At 59.1% G+C, this 18,136-nt stretch carries 18 protein-coding genes and 1 tRNA gene; 10 read left to right on the top strand and 9 right to left on the bottom strand.

Going from position 1 to position 18,136, the window contains the following annotated elements:
• Positions 1–112: 112 nt before the first annotated feature.
• Positions 113–331: a hypothetical protein gene (locus QMX93_RS23760; RefSeq protein WP_282358178.1), complete on the bottom strand. Its 219-nt coding sequence runs from the start codon at positions 329–331 to the stop codon at positions 113–115.
• Positions 332–446: 115 nt separating this feature from the next.
• On the opposite strand from QMX93_RS23760, the gene QMX93_RS23755 reads away from it, so the two are divergent.
• Positions 447–803, top strand: coding sequence for a lysozyme inhibitor LprI family protein (locus QMX93_RS23755; protein WP_282358177.1), 357 nt, complete (start codon positions 447–449; stop codon positions 801–803).
• Positions 804–908: 105 nt separating this feature from the next.
• Here the strand turns inward: QMX93_RS23755 and QMX93_RS23750 are convergent, their stop codons facing one another.
• The 6 genes from QMX93_RS23750 to QMX93_RS23725 all read right to left on the bottom strand — a co-directional run bounded on the left by QMX93_RS23750 (position 909) and on the right by QMX93_RS23725 (position 6,865).
• Positions 909–2,588 carry an MFS transporter gene (locus QMX93_RS23750; protein WP_212550663.1) on the bottom strand — a complete coding sequence of 560 codons (1,680 nt, stop codon included), beginning with the start codon at positions 2,586–2,588 and terminating at the stop codon, positions 909–911.
• A 188-nt stretch (positions 2,589–2,776) separates the two neighbouring features.
• Positions 2,777–3,544 (bottom strand): phosphonate ABC transporter, permease protein PhnE, encoded by a 768-nt coding sequence (phnE, locus tag QMX93_RS23745; protein WP_282358176.1) that lies wholly within the window; start codon positions 3,542–3,544, stop codon positions 2,777–2,779.
• Entirely contained in the window at positions 3,541–4,365 is an 825-nt protein-coding gene (locus QMX93_RS23740) for an ABC transporter permease subunit (protein ID WP_053120731.1), read from the bottom strand. Before QMX93_RS23740 ends, phnE begins: the two co-directional genes overlap by 4 nt.
• A complete protein-coding gene (locus QMX93_RS23735) occupies positions 4,359–5,156 on the bottom strand; it encodes an ATP-binding cassette domain-containing protein (protein ID WP_053120729.1) in 798 nt (265 codons plus the stop codon). The genes QMX93_RS23740 and QMX93_RS23735 overlap by 7 nt, the downstream gene beginning before the upstream one ends.
• Entirely contained in the window at positions 5,153–6,016 is an 864-nt protein-coding gene (locus tag QMX93_RS23730; protein ID WP_053120727.1) for a putative selenate ABC transporter substrate-binding protein, read from the bottom strand. The genes QMX93_RS23735 and QMX93_RS23730 overlap by 4 nt, the downstream gene beginning before the upstream one ends.
• A 129-nt stretch (positions 6,017–6,145) precedes the next feature.
• Positions 6,146–6,865, bottom strand: a complete 720-nt coding sequence (locus tag QMX93_RS23725) for an SDR family oxidoreductase (RefSeq protein WP_282358174.1) — start codon at positions 6,863–6,865, stop codon at positions 6,146–6,148.
• A 352-nt stretch (positions 6,866–7,217) separates the two neighbouring features.
• Here QMX93_RS23725 and QMX93_RS23720 point away from each other — a divergent pair, with 352 nt between their 5' ends.
• Positions 7,218–8,774 carry a sensor domain-containing diguanylate cyclase gene (locus QMX93_RS23720; RefSeq protein WP_282358173.1) on the top strand — a complete coding sequence of 519 codons (1,557 nt, stop codon included), beginning with the start codon at positions 7,218–7,220 and terminating at the stop codon, positions 8,772–8,774.
• A 15-nt stretch (positions 8,775–8,789) separates the two neighbouring features.
• Here QMX93_RS23720 and QMX93_RS23715 read toward each other — a convergent pair whose 3' ends face one another.
• Positions 8,790–9,182, bottom strand: coding sequence for a RidA family protein (locus QMX93_RS23715; RefSeq protein WP_282358172.1), 393 nt, complete (start codon positions 9,180–9,182; stop codon positions 8,790–8,792).
• Between the two features lie 114 nt (positions 9,183–9,296).
• Between QMX93_RS23715 and QMX93_RS23710 the strand changes: the two genes are divergently transcribed.
• Together QMX93_RS23710 and QMX93_RS23705 are read left to right on the top strand one after the other, a co-directional pair.
• The gene (locus QMX93_RS23710; RefSeq protein ID WP_282358171.1) at positions 9,297–10,190 is read left to right on the top strand and encodes a LysR family transcriptional regulator; all 894 of its coding nucleotides are present in this window, start codon (positions 9,297–9,299) and stop codon (positions 10,188–10,190) included.
• 121 nt (positions 10,191–10,311) lie between these two features.
• Positions 10,312–11,472, top strand: coding sequence for a radical SAM protein (locus QMX93_RS23705; protein WP_282358170.1), 1,161 nt, complete (start codon positions 10,312–10,314; stop codon positions 11,470–11,472).
• Here QMX93_RS23705 and QMX93_RS23700 read toward each other — a convergent pair.
• Positions 11,469–12,356, bottom strand: coding sequence for a LysR substrate-binding domain-containing protein (locus QMX93_RS23700; protein ID WP_282358169.1), 888 nt, complete (start codon positions 12,354–12,356; stop codon positions 11,469–11,471). The two genes, QMX93_RS23705 and QMX93_RS23700, sit on opposite strands and share 4 nt — an antisense overlap.
• 111 nt (positions 12,357–12,467) lie before the next feature.
• On the opposite strand from QMX93_RS23700, the gene QMX93_RS23695 reads away from it, so the two are divergent.
• The 6 genes from QMX93_RS23695 to QMX93_RS23670 all read left to right on the top strand — a co-directional run bounded on the left by QMX93_RS23695 (position 12,468) and on the right by QMX93_RS23670 (position 17,986).
• Positions 12,468–13,520 carry an agmatine deiminase family protein gene (locus QMX93_RS23695; RefSeq protein ID WP_282358168.1) on the top strand — a complete coding sequence of 351 codons (1,053 nt, stop codon included), beginning with the start codon at positions 12,468–12,470 and terminating at the stop codon, positions 13,518–13,520.
• Between the two features lie 4 nt (positions 13,521–13,524).
• The gene (gene aguB, locus QMX93_RS23690; RefSeq protein ID WP_282358167.1) at positions 13,525–14,433 is read left to right on the top strand and encodes an N-carbamoylputrescine amidase; all 909 of its coding nucleotides are present in this window, start codon (positions 13,525–13,527) and stop codon (positions 14,431–14,433) included.
• Between the two features lies 1 nt (position 14,434).
• A complete protein-coding gene (locus QMX93_RS23685) occupies positions 14,435–15,538 on the top strand; it encodes an extracellular solute-binding protein (RefSeq protein WP_282358165.1) in 1,104 nt (367 codons plus the stop codon).
• 48 nt (positions 15,539–15,586) lie between these two features.
• Positions 15,587–16,708, top strand: a complete 1,122-nt coding sequence (locus tag QMX93_RS23680; RefSeq protein ID WP_282358164.1) for an agmatine deiminase family protein — start codon at positions 15,587–15,589, stop codon at positions 16,706–16,708.
• 50 nt (positions 16,709–16,758) lie between these two features.
• On the top strand, positions 16,759–17,784 hold the full coding sequence (locus QMX93_RS23675; protein WP_282358163.1) for a GlxA family transcriptional regulator: 1,026 nt from the start codon (positions 16,759–16,761) through the stop codon (positions 17,782–17,784).
• A gap of 127 nt (positions 17,785–17,911) precedes the next feature.
• Positions 17,912–17,986: transfer RNA gene (locus tag QMX93_RS23670), tRNA-Gln, on the top strand.
• Positions 17,987–18,136: the final 150 nt, after the last annotated feature.

Genomic DNA, 18,136 nt, shown 5'->3' with positions numbered 1-18,136 from the left:
GATTTATCCCCGTTGGGTCGCGCAGCGGCCCCTCTTTGATAAGCAGGGACCGCTGCGCACTCCAACGGGGATAAATCCCCTCGCCACAAGGTTATCTGTCTAGCAGCAAACCTCAGTTGCCATCCGCCACTTTGCGCTCAATCTCATCAACCTTGCGCTTCAGCGTCTCGGCATCCTGCTCTTTCACTCGGGTAGACGAAGGCGTAATCACCTCATCCACACCTTTGGTGTCGTCATCGTGGTCTTCAAGATCACGCTCGACCACGTTCACCGGTTTGCCGGATGTGTCGGTAGGTGGGGCATTCGGGGTTTTGTCGTCGTTGCTGTTCATGGTGTTGACCTCCAGTGGTGTAAACATTGGAGGCGGTGGTTTGGCAGGCGTTCAGAAACTTTGCGCTCATGCATTAGCCCAAGAGGGATCAATCGCTGTCTGGATGACCCAACCCATGCGCAACAAAACCCTGCTTTCAACCTTGTTCGGCTTGTCTGCCCTGATCATCGGCCAGGCTGCACACGCCGCCAGTTTCGACTGCGACCGCGCCAAGGCTGCTGATGAAAAAGCGGTGTGCGCCAACCGTGCGCTGAACGACATGGACGTGAGCATGGCGCTGCTCTACAAACTGGATCGCCGGTTTCTGCCGATGGGTGGCCGTGGTGCCTTGATTGACGAGCAACAGGCGTGGCTGAAAACCCGTGGCAAATGCGCCGCTGATGTGAAATGCCTCACCGACGTTTATCAGCAGCGAATTCAAGCATTGCAGCAGATCATCGACACCCGCGTGGTCACCCAAGGCCCGTTCTGACACCGCAACACTCCTGTAGGAGCTGCCGCAGGCTGCGATCTTTTGACCTTAAAAAACACAATCAAAAGATCGCAGCCTTTGGCAGCTCCTACAGAGGAGGGCGGGTCAGTCTTTGAGAATGTCGCGATCCTTGGTTTCCGGCAGGAAGAACGTACCCAGTATCGCCGTCATCACCGCAATCACGATCGGGTACCACAAGCCGTAGTAGATATCCCCGGTGGCCGCGACCATCGCGAACGCCACCGTTGGCAGGAACCCGCCAAACCAGCCGTTACCGATGTGATATGGCAGCGACATCGAGGTGTAGCGAATGCGCGTCGGGAACAGCTCCACCAGCCACGCCGCGATCGGCCCGTAAACCATGGTCACGTAGATCACCAAAATGGTCAGCAACAGCAGCACCATCGGGTAATTGGTTTTTGCCGGGTCGGCTTTCTCTGGATAACCGGCTTCTTTCAGCGCAGTGCCCAGTGTCGCGGTGAACGCATCATTGCGGGTTTTGAAGTCGGCGGCGGGCAGGGCACTGCCGTCGAAACTCTCGACGACTTTGTCGCCAATACGCACTTGCGCCACGGTGCCCGGTTCAGCGGTGACGTTCTCATACGGAATCGCCCGTTTTGCCAACAGCGTCTTGGCCAGGTCACAGGAACTGGTGAATTTGGCCTTGCCCACCGGATCGAACTGGAACGAACACTGGTCGGGGTTGGCGATCACCTTGACCGGATTTTTCTCTTGGGCGATGAACACATCAGGGTTGCCGTACTGGGTCAGCGCATGAAAGATCGGGAAGTAGGTCAGCGCCGCCAGAATGCAGCCGACCATGATGATCGGCTTGCGCCCGATGCGGTCGGACAGGCTGCCGAAAATCACGAAGAATGGCGTACCGATCAACAGTGATCCGGCGATCAGCAGGTTGGCGGTTTGCGGGTCGATCTTCAGCGTTTGCAACAGGAAAAACAGCGCATAGAACTGCCCGGTGTACCAAACCACCGCTTGCCCGGCCGTGCCGCCGAGCAACGACATGATCACCACTTTGAGGTTGTCCCAACGGGCGAATGATTCAGTCAGCGGCGCTTTCGACGCTTTGCCTTCGTCCTTCATTTTCTGGAACACCGGCGACTCGCTCAGTTGCAGGCGGATGTACACCGAGACGATCAGCAGCAGGATCGACAGCAGAAACGGAATCCGCCAGCCCCACTCTTCAAACGCTTCAGTGCCCAGCGCGGTGCGGCAGGCGAGTATCACCAGCAGCGACAGAAACAGGCCGAGGGTCGCGGTGGTTTGAATCCACGAGGTAAAGAAGCCGCGTCTATTACGTGGCGCGTGTTCGGCCACGTAAGTCGCCGCGCCGCCGTATTCACCGCCCAGTGCCAGGCCTTGCAGCAGTCGGAGGGTGATCAGAATCACCGGCGCAGCGACGCCAATGGTCGCGTAACCGGGCAGCAAACCGACAATCGCGGTCGAGACGCCCATGATGACGATGGTGATCAGAAACGTATGTTTGCGCCCAATCATGTCGCCGAGCCGGCCGAACACAATCGCACCGAACGGCCGCACCGCGAAGCCTGCCGCAAACGCCAGCAGGGCAAAGATGAATGCAGTGGTTTCGTTGACGCCGGCAAAGAAGTGCTTGGCGATGATCGCCGCCAGCGAACCGTAGAGGTAAAAGTCGTACCACTCGAAAACCGTGCCCAGCGAGGAGGCAAAGATGACTTTGCGTTCCTCCTTGGTGATGCCGCCGCTGCGCGGTGGACTGCCGGTGGATGTTGTGTAAGTCGTGGCCATGGGTGTTCTCCGTCGTGCTTATTGTTGTAGGCCGGAGTCCCCCAATACCGCTTATCTCACCCTGGCCTTGTGGCAGATGCCTGAAGCGCTGATGCGTAAAGCGTGCACAGTTTGCCGTCGGGCAGGTGTGCACGCTTTCCTGAAGCATAATCAGCTTCTGGCAGATATCCACTCGCCAGCATCGGCACTTATGCTTTGACCCAGCGCTGGCGACTCCAGGCACTCAACCAATCCACCATGAACACCAGCACCAGCATCGCCAGAATCACCGTGCTGGCCTGCGCTTCCTGAAACAGGCTGAGGCTCACGTAGAGCATCTGGCCCAGGCCGCCAGCACCGACAAAACCCAGCACGCTGGCCATGCGAATGTTGTTTTCCCAGCGATAGAGGATGTAGGCGAGCAGTTGCGGCGCCAGATTGGGCAGGGTGCCGTAGCAGAAGGCGAGGATCGGATTGCCGCCCTGCAAACGGATGGCCTCGGCCGGTTGCGGCGGCGTGTTTTCCAGCGCTTCGGCGAACAACCGGCCGAGTACCCCCGTGGTGTGTAAGGCGAGGGCGAGGGCGCCGGCATTCGGCCCAAGGCCGGCAGCGAGCACCATCAGCGCCGCCCAGACCAGTTCCGGAATCGCCCGCAAGGCATTCAGCAGCAGACGCGCAACGCTTTGCAGCGGCCAGCCGAAACGTCCCGCCGCCGGCAGCGCCAGAACAATGCCAACAACTGCCGCCAATAGCGTGCCGACAGCGGACATGGCCAGCGTTTCCATGGAGCCGTGGAAGATCGCTTTCAGGTAGTCAGCGCTCAAATCCGGGCTGAGAAAACGCTGCACGTAAGCGCCCATCTGCTTCAGGCTGGTGGCGCTGCCCAGTTCGCCGAGATCCAGACCCAGATAGGCGAAGGACGCAATCACTGCAACCCCGATAGCGGCGATCAGCAGCAAATTGATCAGGCGATTCATGCCAGCCTCCAGCGCAGCAAGCGGCTGAGTTGATCGGCGGCCAGCACCAGCAGCAGGAACGTCAGCAACATGCTGGCGACTTCACCGCCAGCGAACATGCGGATCGACAGATCGATTTGCTGACCCAGGCCCCCCGCGCCGACGAACCCCATCACCACCGAAGCACGGATCGCGCATTCCCAGCGATACACGGTGTACGAGAGCAATTCCGCGCCGACATTGGGCAGCGTGCCGTAAGCGAAAGCCGCCAGTCGGCCGCTGCCAGCCTGCAACAACGCATGCGCCGGGCGTTGGTCGGTGGATTCGAAGATCTCCGCGTAGACCTTGCCGAGCATGCCGCTGTAGGTAATAGCAATCGCCAGCACGCCCGCTGCCGGGCCGAGGCCGACCGCACGCACGAACAGCAGTGCCCAGACAATTTCCGGCACGCTGCGCAGGAAAATCAGCAGCCCGCGAACCGGCCAGCGCAGCAAACGTCCCAAACGACTCGGCACGCCACCGCGAGAGGCGGCGGACAGTGACAGGGCGCGACTGGCAATCAAACCGGCAGGTACCGCCAGCAGCAACGCCAAAGCCATACCGGCAGTGGCAATGGCCAGGGTTTGCAGGGTGGCTTTAAGCAAGATTTGCAGAAAGGCTTCGTCGTGCGCCGGCGGCCAGAATTGCGCGACAAACTGGCCCATTTCATTTTGGCTGCCGGGCAACAGCACACTCAGATCCAGCTCGCTGAGTTGAATCCCCGGCCACAACAAAGCAATGGCCAGTAAGCTCAGTAGCAACCGTGGCCATGCAGCGGGATCGCGTGAATCGGCTTTCAGCATCGTGGAATCTGCACTGTCAACGGCACGGCCACAGCGGTCGGCGATTGCAGCTTTTCGTTGGCGTACAGCGCGTCGAGCATGTCCGGGCTGACTTGATCGGACGGGCTGTCGAACAGAATCTGCCCTTCGCGCAAACCGATGATCCGAGGGAAGTGCGACAACGCCAGATCGACCGCATGCAGGCTCGCGATCAGTGTGACGTTGTGCTCACGGGCATGTCGCGAAAGGATCGACAAGGTATGCCCGGCCATCACCGGATCCATCGCCGACACCGGTTCATCGGCCAGCAAAATCTCTGGCGCTTGATACAGCACACGAGCAATGCCGACGCGCTGTAACTGGCCGCCAGACAATTGCTGGCAGTGGGCAAACAGCTTGTCGCCCAGATCCAGTCGCGCCAATGCCGCACGCGCACCGGCCACATCCAGCGGATGCAGCAAGTTCAAGAGACTTTTGCCCAGACTCCACTGACCGAGCTTGCCGGCCAGTACCGCCGTGACCACGCGTTGACGCGGCGGCAGCGGCGGTGCCTGATGCACCAGGCCGATGCGTGCACGCAGGCGTTGACGCAGGCGGGCAGACAAGTGCCAGGCGCGCTCGCCAAGTACTTCGATTTCACCGCTGCTGGGCCGCAGTGCGGTGGCCAGCAGATTAAGCAGACTCGACTTGCCAGCCCCGGACGGGCCGATGATCGCAACCTGTTCGCCAACGCCAATCTGCAAGTCGATACCGCGCAGGGCATCTACGCCATTGGCGTGGCGCAGGCTGCCCTGTTTGAGGCTTAAGGTCATTTCAGCAGTTCGGCGGCGCGGGCGGCTTCCTCGATGCCCTTATAGTTTTCAGGCTTGGTGTCGATGAAGCGGCTGGCGGCTTGCAGATCCAGAATTTTCTTCTGCTCAGGGTTGGCCGGGTCGAGATCAAGGAAGGCTTTTTTGATCTTCGCCGCGAGTGCTGGATCAAGGGTGCCGCGCACGGTCCAGTTGTAATCGAAGTAGGTCGGGGTGGTGGCGAAGACTTTTACCTTGTTGGTGTCGACCTTGCCGGCGTCTACCAGTTTTTGCCAGACGCTGGCGTTCAACACACCGGCGTCAACCTTGCCGGCCTGCACCCAGGCCACGGTGGCGTCGTGAGCGCCGGAGTAGGCAACGCGGCTGAAATACGCTTCCGGCTTGATGCCGTCGTTTTTCAGCATGAAGTAACGCGGCATCAGGCTGCCGGAGGTCGACGACACTGAACCGAAGGCGAAGGTCTTGCCTTTCAGGTCGGCGAGGCTGTGCACGTTCGGGTCTGCGGTGATGAATTTACTGGTGAACTGCGCATCCTGTTCACGCTGCACCAACGGGATCACCGGCGTGGTGGCATCGGTCTTCAGACGTGCCTGAACGAAGGTGAAACCGCCCAGCCAGGCCATATCGAGGCGATCGGTAGCGAGTGCTTCAACCACCGCCGGGTAATCGGCCACCGGCACAAACTGCACCTTCATGCCAATTTGCTGTTCCAGATAAGCCCCCAGCGGTTCGAACTTGCGCAGCAGTTCGGTCGGTGCTTCATCGGGAATCGCGCTGACGCGCAAAACGTCTGCGGCTTGAGCCATCAATGTAGAAAGGGACAGGGCCAGGCCGGCGGTCAATGCCAGGGTTCGTTTGAGCATGGAAATCTCCGTTTCATGAGCGGCAAAAAGATGTGAATAGCTGAAAGAGGGCGCTACGTGAGGGTAGACGAATCGGCGAGGTTATACGTACTCACGCGCGCAAAGGCCAGCGCCATCGGGGGGATGCGCTCAGAAACGTTCGTCGAGGATCGCCGGCAAGGTCAGTTCCCTGACGTAGCTGGCCGGAGACAAACTAAGGATCATGCGCACCACCTCGACGACATCGTGTACGGGAATCAAATGTCCCTCACCACGCAGCGCTGCGACGTCAGTCGGTGTGTTCAGTAGATCTTCGGTATTCAGATAGCCAAGATTCAGGCAGGTCACTGCCAGGCGCTGCTCTCTATAGCTTTCGCGCAGGGTCTCGGCGATCCCGCGCAGGGCGAATTTGGATGCGCCGAAAGCTACTTCCGGACGCCCGCTCTGTGGCAGACCCGAGGTCGAACCGGTGAGGATGATTCTGGGATGGGGACTTTTTAGCAGAAAGGGCAGCAGACGTTTGATCAGCAAAATGGTTGAGGTGATGTTGCAGTTGACGATGGCCTGCACTTCGTCGTCTGCGCTTTCGACAAAGTCGTACGCGCTGTCGAAGGCAAACTCTTCCCAGATGCCGAGGTTGTAAATCAGCGTATCCAGTCCGTCGGCCTGTACCGCATGCTCGATCTCCTGAGCAGCCTTGGCTGGGTTCATCAGATCGGCTTCTACCCAGCGTACAGATCGCTCGGCATCCGCTGGCAAACCGTCTGGGCGCGAGCGGGAAACGCCGATCAACGTGTCTCCCGCGTTGCCCAACCCCTCTATAAAAGCCCTGCCTAAACCTTTACTCGCACCCACCACCAAAATATTCATCGATCGTCTCCATGATCCAAGTGCTGATTCCGTACAGCATGCAAACAGACGACCTAGGAAATGGCAAACGAATGGGTGTGTCGGAATATTTATGGACGATAAACGCTACTCCCTGTGGTGAGGGGATAAATCCCTTCACCACAGGGTTGTTTATTACTCACCCCCGAGAAACTGTTACCGCACTATTCCGGGCTGTGACAAAGGCAAAGTCTCTGCCTATCCTCCATGTCATTCCCAACGTGGCAGCGACTGCTTTCTGTGTCCGCCCCTCAGCAAAAGTCTTGTTCATGGCTCAACCGTTCCCCCCATCGTCCATTGCTCAGAAGTTGAAATCCGCATTCCGGGTGGCGGAATGAAGCTTTCCAGACCGCTGCCAATCGACCTGCGCGGACTGATACTGCTTTTTGTCCTGCTGTCGGTCGTCGCGACGCTGTGCAACAGCCTCTATGTCGCCTATCGCGTACAGCGCGATGCATTGATTCACGCGACGCTGGAAGCCAATGGCGCCTATGCGGCTAAAGTCGCTTCGAGCATCGGCGAGTTTCTCGGCGCCGCGCACAATCATTTGAATTACAGCGCGACGGTGCTGGGCGATCACTGGGATGAGCCTGGGGCATTGCGCAAAGAAGCCATGCGTTTGCAGGCGCAGGACACCGATTTCAACTCGGTGACGATTCTCGATGCGAACGGGCAAGTGCTTCAGGCATATCCGGACAGCTTGCAGATCGTCGGTGCCACGCTGCAATCGCAGGGTATCCAGAACGCCCTCAAAGAGCGTCGACCCTTGGTCAGCGAGGTGTACGTTTCCTCGGCGGGCAATCTGGTGGTGTTTGTTTCGCAACCGGTTTTCAGCCCGTCCGGTGCATTTCTCGGTGTGGTGGGCGGCTCTGTTTACTTGCTTGAGCAAAGCGCGTTTCACACGGTGATCAGTCGTCATTTCCATCACGACGGCACCTTCGCTTTCGTCGCTGACGGTAATCGGCGGCTGTTGTATCACCCTGATTCGAAGCGGATCGGCGAAGTGCTGGGCTGGAGCCTGACGGTGGACGCCGCATTGCGTGGTGAAAACGGCACCTTGCAGGGCGACAACTACCGCGGTGTGCCGATGCTGGCCGGCTACGCCCGTGTGCCGGAAGCCAATTGGGCTGTGGTGGTTCAGCAACCTCGCGAACGCAGCCTGGCGCCGCTGGCGCAACTGATGCGCGATATGGTTGTGGGGATGATACCGGCGGGTTTGCTCGGGCTGGCCCTAATCCTCGCTGGAACAGCGCTGATCGCCCGACCCTTGCGGCAATTGTCGGCGGCCGCCGACCAGTTGGCCGCGCCTGACACCACGGAGCGCTTGAACCGGGTGCATGCCTGGTACCGCGACGCCGCTGCAATCCGTCAGGCGATGCTGGCCGGGGTGCAATTGCTCCATCAGAAACTCGGTCAGCTTAGTCATGAAGCGCAAAGTGATCCCCTCACAGGCCTGGCCAATCGTCGCGCCATGGACGCTGCGCTGAACCTGCTGGATCAGTCCGGGCAGGGGTATTCCGTGCTGGCGCTGGATATCGATCATTTCAAACGCGTCAACGACACCTTTGGACATGACGCCGGCGACGTGGCCCTGCGAAGCGTTGCCGACATCCTCAAACAGAACTCGCGCTCGGGTGACTGGGCGTGCCGCTCCGGTGGCGAGGAGTTCGCACTGATTCTTCCGGATACCCCGCTGGAGACGGCGCGGATGATTGCCGAAAGAGTCCGCGCGCACCTCGAAGAAACCGAGGTGCCGCAGGTGGGCAAGTTGACGATGTCCATCGGGGTGGCGTGCCGCGATGCAGACACTGCGACATCCCCAAGCGTGTTGAAACTCGCAGATGAACGCCTTTACGCCGCCAAGCAGAGCGGACGCAACAAAGTTGTATGAATGGCCGGAAGTCGCTTACGGCAGTTTGGCAATCACCTTGATCTCAAAATCAAAGCCATACAGCCACGTCACACCCACTGCGGTGACCGTCGGATGCGGCGCATCGCCCCAGAATTCGGTGAGCACAACATTCCAGATCGTCTCGAATTTGCTGTGCGGATCGACGATGAAGATCGTCACGTCGACCACATCGTCGAAGCTGCAACCGGCCTCGCTGAGGATCGCGTTCAGGTTGCTGAAAGCCTGCCGCACCTGGTTCTGCAGATCCGGCTCCGGCGTACCGTCTTCGGTACTGCCGACTTGCCCTGATACAAATAGAAAACCGTTGGAGCGAATCGCTGGCGAGTAACGATTGCGCTCATAAAGGGTACGGCGTGCGGCCGGAAAAACGACACCGCGCTGAGTCATGGGGTGTCTCCATCGGTGAGTTGATGAAGCCACTGTAGGTATTTGCAGGCGGGCGATAAACGCGCAAGCTTGGCGTTCACTGTTTGTGAATCCCAAACAATCGAGGCGCTAACCTTGGATCGATTTGACGCAATGCAGGCGTTTGCCCGGGTGGTCGAAGCAGGGAGTTTCACCAAAGCCGCCGAAACCCTGCACATGAGCAAGACCACCGTGACGCAACTGGTGCAGCAACTGGAGGCACGATTGCGGGTGAAATTACTCAATCGCACCACGCGCAAGGTCAACGTCACCGCCGATGGCGCGGCGTATTACGAGCGCGTAATCAAGCTGCTGGCCGATATGGACGATGCCGAAACCAGTTTGCCCGGCGCCGCGACATTGCCCAAGGGGCGCTTGCGTGTGGACGTGCCCAGCCCGTTTGCGCGGCTGATCCTGATTCCCGCGCTGCCAGAATTTCACGCGCGCTATCCGGATATTCAGATCGATATGGGCGTCAGCGATCGCATCGTTGACATTATCGACGAGAACGTTGATTGCGTTGTGCGTGGCGGTGAATTGCAGGATTTGTCACTGATGGCCCGCAAAATCGCTGACCTTGAACTGGGCGTATTTGCCGCGCCGCAGTATCTGGCTCGCGCCGGCACACCTGTGCATCCACAGGAACTGGAAGACTCCCATCATCGCGTGGTCGGCTTTTTGTGGGCGCGCACCGGCAAACCAGTGCCATACGCGTTGCACAACGCCACGGAACATCTGCAAATAAAAGGTCGTCATGTGCTGGCAGTTGACGACGGTAATGCCTATCTCGCCGCAGGCCTGGCGGGCATGGGCGTGTTGTGGCTGCCGACTTACATGTCGCGCGCGCATGTCGCTCGCGGCGAGCTGATTCCTTTGTTCGAAGACTGGCAACTGCAACCCATGCCCCTTTACGTGGCCTATCCTCCGAACCGGCATATCAGTCTGAAGTTGCGCGTGTTTATCGATTGGGTCGTGGGGTTGATGGCGTAAGCGTTGTTGGTGCATTTATTGCTAGAACGCCTGCCAATGTCGTCAAAAAACCAACACTAAGGCGACCCGAGAGCCTGTCGTGATGAGAAACAGGGCTTTCGATCAAGGAGGAACTCTCGCAATGAACATGTATATCGATATTGTTGGCGCCTGCAACCTGAGCTGCCCTTCGTGCCCGATGGGTAATTCGGAAAACACCAACTTCAAAAAAGCCATGCAAGTCGAGATGTTCAAACAGATCGTCGATAAGGCCAGCCGTGAAGGGGTAAAGTCGGTTTTTCTGTTTAACTGGACCGAGCCATTGATTCACCCGCGCATCGATGAATTTGTTGCAATCATCAATGCAGCAGGCCTGCAAAGCGGGATCAGCTCCAACTTGAATCTGGTCAAGAACATGGAAAAAGCCTTGCTGGCCAATCCTTCGTTTTTCCGTATCTCGCTGTCCGGTTTCTATCAGGAAACCTACAAGCAGGGGCACGCGGGTGGTGACATTGAAGTTGTGAAGCAGAATATGCTCAAACTGCATGAGATCCGCCAGCTGCATGGCCTGGACACGGTCGTCGAAGTCTACTACCACCGCTATCTGGATAACCTTGAAGAAGAGGGCCTGATGCGCGAGTTCAGCGAGCGTCTTGGCTTCAGGTTTGCCACCGGTTATTCCGTGATGATGCCTCTGGAAAAAACCTTCGCCATTATCGAAGGCGATGCCTCGGTGACTGCAACCGATCGCGAGACCCTGAAAAGACTGGCGTTACCGCCCTATGAAGACCTGGTGAATCTGGTCAAGCAGTTCCCTCAGCAAGCGTGCACCTTGAAAGACGATTGGCTGGTGCTCGATTGCAACGGCAACACGGTGCTGTGCTGCACGATTTTCAATCAGGCGGAGTACAGCGTCGGCAAGTACCTGGAGCTGCCGGTTCAAGAACTGATGAGCCGTAAATCCACCCAGAAAAACTGCGTCGACCTGTGCAGCCGCTGCGCAAAAAACGGTCTGCATATTTATTCGACGCAACCGAACAAGGGGCCACTGGAAAGCCACGCGGTCAACCGCATCATCGACTTCCAGCGACGCACCATTCTGGAAATGCCGATTGACAGTGAAAAGCTCGGGCGCAGCGGCGAAGTCAGTGCAGAACAGTTCGATGAAGTTGAATACCTTCGATTGAATGACGATGTGAAGACGGCGGTCGCCATCGGGGCGTTTTCCAGCGGTTATCAGCATTACGTGCTGTTTGGTCGTCTGGAAGGCCGGTTGGGTGCGGGGTTCAGCACGATGTTTTAATCGAGCTCCGGTTGCTGATTGACCCCGGATCTTGCCAGTTCAGCGAGTAGCCATTCGCTGAAGCTGCGTGCCATCGGATCCTGTTCACTGTCGCGGTGGGTCAGCAACGCCCAGTTCGACCCACGAATGCTGTCTTCGACCAACGGCTGCAACACGCCGTCAGCCCGCGCCTGACGGCTGAGCAACTGGCTCACCAGTGCGATGCCAAGCCCCGAACACGCGGCGTCCAGCAGCAATCCCGGATCGGAGAAGTTCAGGCCCTGATCCTGCTGGCCGACATCGATTCCGGCCTCGACCGCCCAATGGCTCCAATCCATTTCCCGCTCGCCATGCAATGTGGTGCGCTGTGGCGCCGGCAGCGCCAAAACGCTCGGATGACACGCCGGATAGAGCCGATCGGCGTGCAGCACTTTGAAACTGCATTCAGCCTGTGAACTGATGTCGTCGCGCACCGCCAGATCGATGGTTTGCGTGGCCATGTCCGGCACTTCGTCGGTGCTGTAAATCCACAGATCAACCTCAGGGTGCAGCGCGCGGAAATCCGCCAGGCGCGGCAACAACCAGTGCCGGGCAAACGCCGGTGTGGTGTTGAGCACCAGTTGATTGGGCTTTTGATACTGGCCCAAACGGCGAATCCCCACCGCCAATTGCTGCAGCATCGCCTGGGTGGTGCTGAGCAAATCGTGGCCGGCATCGGTCAGCGCCACGCTGCGTCCGCTGCGAAAAAACAGCGGCTGCTCCAGATACGCCTCAAGGCTGCGGATCTGCTGGCTGATCGCCGACTGCGTCAGGCTCAGCTCTTCAGCGGCCTTGTGAAAACTGCCCAGTCGAGCGGCCGCTTCGAAGCCGCGCAGGGAGCTGAGAGGCGGCCAGTGTTTAAGCATATCGATAAGCTCCGCTAATCAGTTGTCTGCTAAATCCATCGTTTGTTTGCCGATTTTACGGCCCGTAGCATAAGCGCATTGAACACAGTGGCTTAACTAACGAGGCTTATCATGCAGCACAACGACAATAAAAACAGCGCCTGGATGATGCCGGCAGAGTGGGTGACCCATGCCGCGACGTGGATGGTCTGGCCGCACAACCAGACGTTGTGGGAATCCGGTTGGCGCGTGACGCTGGCGCAGGTGCAGGAAGATTTCGCTCGCGTCGCCAATGCCATCGCCCGGTTTGAACCGGTGAAACTGGTGGTCGATCCATCGGCCATTGCCAGCGCCAAAGCCTTGTGCGGGCCGAACATCGAACTGATCCCGTTGGCGGTGAATGACAGTTGGTGCCGCGACTCCGGCCCGACGTTTGTCTGCCACCCGCAGCAAGGCCTGGCTGGCGTGAGCTGGCGCTTCAACGCCTGGGGCGGCAAGTCGGCGCACGATCTGGACGAAAGCCTGGCGCGCCGCGCGCTCAATCACCTCGGTCTGGAATGCTACGGCACGCCGCTGAGCAACGAAGGCGGGGCGATTCATGTCGATGGCGAAGGCACGCTGATCACCACCGAATCGGTGCTGCTCAACCCCAATCGCAACCCGGGCATGAGCAAAGCCGAGATGGAAGAGATCTTCAGCCGCCTGCTCGGCGTGAAGAAAACCATCTGGCTGCCGGGCGATCCGGATTACGTCACCGGCGACATGACCGATGGCCACGTTGACGGCGTCTGCGCCTTCGCCCGTCCCGGTGTGTTGTTGGTCGATGCGACGCACGATCAATCGTCGGTGTACGCCGAAGTGGCGCGGGAAAACCGTCGAGCGCTGGAGCTGGCCACCGATGCCCAAGGGCGAAAATTCGCGCTGATCGAACTGTTCGAAGCCACCGACGCAGTCGACACCGAAGCGGAAGTGTTTTGCGCCTCGTACACCAATTTCTACATCGCCAACGGCGCAATCATCATGCCGGCCTATGGCATCGAGGCGGACAACGTCGCGGCGAACGTGCTGGAAAAAGCCTTCCCCGGGCGCGAAGTGGTGCCGGTGCAGATCAACCATCTGGCGCACGGCGGTGGCGGTGTGCATTGCATCACCCAGCAGCAGCCAGCCTGGCCGATGAAGGGTTGAAACCATGACAACGCTGACCATTGCCACCACCCAGATGCTGTGCACCTGGGATTTACCCGGCAACCTTGATCGCGCCGAGCAACTCGTCCGTGATACGGCGAAGCAAGGCGCGCAAGTGATCCTCTTGCAGGAACTCTTCGCTACGCCGTACTTCTGCATCGAACAAAGCCATAAACACATGGCGCTGGCCGAGGAGTATCGCGACAGCCGCGTGCTCGCGCGATTCGCCGCACTGGCCCGCGAGTTGGGCGTGGTGTTGCCGCTGAGCTGGTTCGAGAAGGCCGGCAACGCCTACTTCAATTCGCTGAGCGTGGCCGATGCCGACGGGCGTTTGTTGGGCGTGTATCGCAAGACGCACATTCCCAACGCCATCGGTTATCAGGAGAAGGAATATTTCAGCCCCGGTGACACCGGTTTCAAAGTCTGGGACACCGCGTTCGGCCGTCTCGGTGTCGGCATCTGCTGGGATCAATGGTTCCCGGAAACCGCGCGCTGTCTGGCCTTGATGGGAGCTGAAGTGCTGCTGTATCCGACTGCCATTGGCTCGGAACCGGGCTGCGCGGCGCTGGATTCCCGCGACCATTGGCAGATGACCATGCGTGGTCACGCCGCTGCCAATCTGCTGCCAGTGGTGGCGTCGAACCGCGTCGGGCGCGAAACCGCGACCACCGATTCGAACCTGCAAATGAGCTTCTACGGTTCCTCGTTCATCAGCGATCACAAGGGCCAGTTACTCGCCACAGCAGACCGTGACAGCACCGGTGTGCTAGTGCGAAGCGTCGATCTGGCGGCCATGCGTGAAGAACGTTTGAGCTGGGGCATCTACCGCGATCGTCGTCCGGAAATGTATGGGCCGCTGCTGAGTCAGGACGGTCGCCACCTTCATGCACGCTGGAACACTCAAGGGGTTTGACATGGTTACCCACCACAAACGATTGCTCGGCGCGATGGGCCTGGCGCTGATCTGCGTGATGCCTGCGCTACACGCCGAAGACAAAACCCTGCGGCTGTACAACTGGGCCGATTATTTTGCCGAAGACACGCTGAGCCGCTTTACCGCCGAGACCGGGATCAAGGTGATTTACGACGTCATGGACGGCAGCGAAACCCTCGAAGCGAAGATGCTCTCCGGCGGCAGCGGGTACGACCTGATCTTCCCCGGCGACACCGTGGCCGAGCGCTTGATGCGCGCCGGCAGCCTGATGCCGCTGGATCAATCGAAGCTGACGGAACTGGTCGACATCGAGCCCGGTTTGCAGAAACTGCGCAGCCACTACGAGCACTCCAGCAAAGCTACGGTGCCGTATACCTGGGGCACCATCGGCCTGACCTACAACGAGGAAGAGATCAAAAAGCGCATGGCTGATGCGCCGGTCAACAGCCTCGACATGTTGTTCAAACCGGAGCTGGCGGCGAAGTTTGTCGACTGCGGAATTTCGATGATCGATTCGCCGGACGAAGCGCTGGCGGTGGTGCTCAATTACCTCGGTCGCGATCCGCGCAGCGGCAAAGCGGAGGATCTGGCTGCAGCCAGTGAATTGCTGATGAAACTGCGGCCGTACATTCGCAAATTCCAGTCGCAACCGGTGACCGATCTGGTCAACGGCAACCTGTGCCTGTCGCTGGGTTACAGCGGCGACATGACTCAAGCCCAGCGCACCTCGGACAGCGCCGGCAAGCACACGAAGTTTCAGTATCGTGTTCCGCGCGAGGGCACCACGGTGTGGATGGACACCATGGCCATTCCGGTCGACGCCAGACACCCGGAATACGCCTACGCGTTCATCAACTTCGTCATGCGCCCGGCGAACATGGCGGCGATCAGCAATTTCACCGGTTACCCGACGTCCAACGCCAAGGCGCGGGCGAGTGTCGATGCAAGCATGCGCGACAACCCGGACATCTACCTCGACGAAGCGACCTATGCGCGTTTGATCCCGGGCAAAGACATCCCTCAGGCCGACATGCGCGCACGCATGCGTACCTGGACTAAATTCAAAACTGCCACTGGCCAATGATCCACGGCCGGCGTGTTCGCCGGCCCTGTTTTTACAGGAAGAAACAGCATGTCGACTCGTCGTGAGTTCATCAAACAAGTAACGGTTGCCGCCGGTGTGGGCGCTGCGTTCATGGGCCTCGGTCTGTCGCCGGGCAAGGTGCTTGCGGCCGCTCAGGGGCGCTGGTTCATGCCCGACGAAGGCGACAAGCACGAACGCGCCTACATCGCTTTCGGCGCGCAGGACGCGATCTGGGAAGACTTCACCGAAGACGTCCAGGAAGCCCTCGGTCGCATCGCCCGTGCCATCGCCAAATATGAGCCAGTCACGGTGTTCTGCCGCCAGAACGAGCGCAGCATTGCCGAAGAATTTTGTGGCACCCGCAACATCACCTACGTCACCACGGCGCTGGACGACATCTGGATGCGCGACATCGGCGCCAACTTTGTCATCGACGACGAGGGCGGATTGGGCGCGGTGGATTTCAACTTCAACGGTTGGGGCGATAAACAGCAGCACAGCAAAGACGCGAAAATCGCCGCGCTCGTGTCCAACGGCGCACAAGCGACCTATATCCGCAGTGAGTTGACGGGCGAGGGCGGTGCTATCGAAGTCGATGGCCACGGCACCGGGATCATGACCGAGAGCAGCTGGATCAACCGCAATCGCAATCCGGACTGGAGCAAGGCCGACGTCGAAGCGGAATTGAAAGAGCGTTTGGGGCTGCGCAAAATCATCTGGCTGCCGGGGATCAAGGGCAAGGACATCACCGATGCTCACGTCGATTTCTACGCGCGCTTCATCAAGCCCGGTGTGGTGATCGCCAACCTCGATACCGACCCTGAATCCTACGATCACAAAGTCACGCTGGCGCACCTGGAAATCCTCAAGAACGCCACCGATGCCGACGGGCGCAAATTGCAGATACACACGATTTCGCCGCCACTCAATCCGCGCAAAAGCAAGTTCAGCAAAAACAACCCGGACTTCGCTGCCGGCTACATCAACTACTTCGTGATCAACGGCGCGATCATCGCCCCGGAATTCGGCGACAAAGCGGCGGACAAGAAGGCCTTCGATCTGCTGTCCGCGCTGTACCCGGATCGCGACATCGTGCTGCTGAACATCGATGCCATCGCGGCCGGTGGCGGCGGGATTCACTGCGTAACCAGCCATCAACCACAGGCGTGATTGACTCTTTCGCGGATCAAGCCAACTATCGGCGCATAACAACATGACCGATGGAACAAAACTTGATCGAACGACGCCAATTCAGCGGAGGCATGAAGGGGAAAAACCTCCGCTATCTGAATGAGCAAAGCGCTGATAGCCCGCGCCTGACCCGTACCGGTTTTCTGCTGCTGGAACACTTTTCGCTGCCGGCGTTTACCCAGGCGCTGGACACGGTGGTGACCACCAATCTGCTGCGCCCGGGGCTGTTTGCCTCGCGCACGTTCGGCTTGGGCGACGGCGAAGTGGTCAGTGATCTGGGGCTGGTGATTCGGCCCGATGCACGTCTTGATTTGGCAGCGCTTGAAGAGCTGGATCTGCTGGTAGTGTGTGGCGGTTATCGCACCGAGCTGCGCGCGAGTGATGAGTTTATCGGCTTGCTCAAAGCGGCGGCGGAGCGGGGCGTCAGTCTCGCCGGTTTGTGGAATGGTTCGTGGTTTCTCGGCCGCGCGGGTTTGCTCGATGGCTATCGTTGCGCGATCCACCCGGAGCATCGCCCGGCACTGACCGAAATCGCCAAAGCCACCCACGTCAGCAGCGAACCGTATGTGATCGATCGCGATCGGCTCACGGCGTCTAGCCCGTCCGGGGCGTTTCACATGGCGCTGGACTGGATCAAAAGCCTGCACGGCAAGGCGCTGGTTGAAGGCATCGAAGACATTCTGGCGTTTGAGGAATCGCGCTACCGACGGATCAAGCCGGACGAAAACATCTGCGTCAGTGCGCCGCTGCGTGAAGTGGTGAAGCTGATGGACGCCAATCTCGAGGAGCCGCTGGAGCTGGAACAACTGGCGGTGTACGCCGGGCGCTCGCGTCGGCAACTGGAGCGATTGTTCAAGGAACAACTGGGCACCACACCGCAGCGCTATTATCTCGAACTGCGGATTACCGAAGCGCGGCGTTTGCTGCAACACACTGAGCTGTCGCAGGTTGAAGTGTTGGTGGCTTGTGGATTTGTCTCGCCGAGCCATTTCAGCAAGTGCTACAGCGCGTTCTTTGGTTATCGTCCTTCAAAGGAAAAGCGTCTGGTGAAATAGGCGCGTTTTGGAAGTCTCTGTTTTAAAACAAAAAATATTTCACTTCGTGCTTCCCAAACCTCACAAACCTTGGTAAATTGCGCCCCGTTCTCACAGCGAACCTAACGAAGTAACTGGAAAGAGCAGTAGGGGCGTCGCCAAGCGGTAAGGCAGCAGGTTTTGATCCTGCCATGCGTTGGTTCGAATCCAGCCGCCCCTGCCATATTCGAAAAAACGCCAACTTCGCAAGAAGTTGGCGTTTTTTTATGCCTGCGATTTGGCCAGGCTTGGTGATACAGGCGTGGGGGGGGGGGGGGGGGGGGGGGGGCGCGGGGGCGGCGGGGGCGGCGGGGGGGGGGGGGGGGGGGGGGGG

This window comes from Pseudomonas sp. PS01303 (assembly GCF_029959385.1).
Lineage (GTDB): Bacteria > Pseudomonadota > Gammaproteobacteria > Pseudomonadales > Pseudomonadaceae > Aquipseudomonas > Aquipseudomonas rustica.
This window is presented reverse-complemented; position numbering and strand designations above follow the sequence as displayed.

What these genes read in the sequence shown, in the direction of transcription:
- QMX93_RS23760 (WP_282358178.1), bottom strand. Translation starts at nt 331, where the DNA reads ATGAACAGCAACGACGACAAAACCCCGAATGCCCCACCTACCGACACA.
- QMX93_RS23680 (WP_282358164.1), top strand. Translation starts at nt 15,587, where the DNA reads ATGTCGACTCGTCGTGAGTTCATCAAACAAGTAACGGTTGCCGCCGGT.
- phnE (WP_282358176.1), bottom strand. Translation starts at nt 3,544, where the DNA reads ATGAATCGCCTGATCAATTTGCTGCTGATCGCCGCTATCGGGGTTGCA.
- QMX93_RS23685 (WP_282358165.1), top strand. Translation starts at nt 14,435, where the DNA reads ATGGTTACCCACCACAAACGATTGCTCGGCGCGATGGGCCTGGCGCTG.
- QMX93_RS23755 (WP_282358177.1), top strand. Translation starts at nt 447, where the DNA reads ATGCGCAACAAAACCCTGCTTTCAACCTTGTTCGGCTTGTCTGCCCTG.
- aguB (WP_282358167.1), top strand. Translation starts at nt 13,525, where the DNA reads ATGACAACGCTGACCATTGCCACCACCCAGATGCTGTGCACCTGGGAT.
- QMX93_RS23705 (WP_282358170.1), top strand. Translation starts at nt 10,312, where the DNA reads ATGAACATGTATATCGATATTGTTGGCGCCTGCAACCTGAGCTGCCCT.
- QMX93_RS23720 (WP_282358173.1), top strand. Translation starts at nt 7,218, where the DNA reads ATGAAGCTTTCCAGACCGCTGCCAATCGACCTGCGCGGACTGATACTG.
- QMX93_RS23700 (WP_282358169.1), bottom strand. Translation starts at nt 12,356, where the DNA reads ATGCTTAAACACTGGCCGCCTCTCAGCTCCCTGCGCGGCTTCGAAGCG.
- QMX93_RS23715 (WP_282358172.1), bottom strand. Translation starts at nt 9,182, where the DNA reads ATGACTCAGCGCGGTGTCGTTTTTCCGGCCGCACGCCGTACCCTTTAT.
- QMX93_RS23725 (WP_282358174.1), bottom strand. Translation starts at nt 6,865, where the DNA reads ATGAATATTTTGGTGGTGGGTGCGAGTAAAGGTTTAGGCAGGGCTTTT.
- QMX93_RS23735 (WP_053120729.1), bottom strand. Translation starts at nt 5,156, where the DNA reads ATGACCTTAAGCCTCAAACAGGGCAGCCTGCGCCACGCCAATGGCGTA.
- QMX93_RS23695 (WP_282358168.1), top strand. Translation starts at nt 12,468, where the DNA reads ATGCAGCACAACGACAATAAAAACAGCGCCTGGATGATGCCGGCAGAG.
- QMX93_RS23675 (WP_282358163.1), top strand. Translation starts at nt 16,759, where the DNA reads ATGGAACAAAACTTGATCGAACGACGCCAATTCAGCGGAGGCATGAAG.
- QMX93_RS23740 (WP_053120731.1), bottom strand. Translation starts at nt 4,365, where the DNA reads ATGCTGAAAGCCGATTCACGCGATCCCGCTGCATGGCCACGGTTGCTA.
- QMX93_RS23730 (WP_053120727.1), bottom strand. Translation starts at nt 6,016, where the DNA reads ATGCTCAAACGAACCCTGGCATTGACCGCCGGCCTGGCCCTGTCCCTT.
- QMX93_RS23750 (WP_212550663.1), bottom strand. Translation starts at nt 2,588, where the DNA reads ATGGCCACGACTTACACAACATCCACCGGCAGTCCACCGCGCAGCGGC.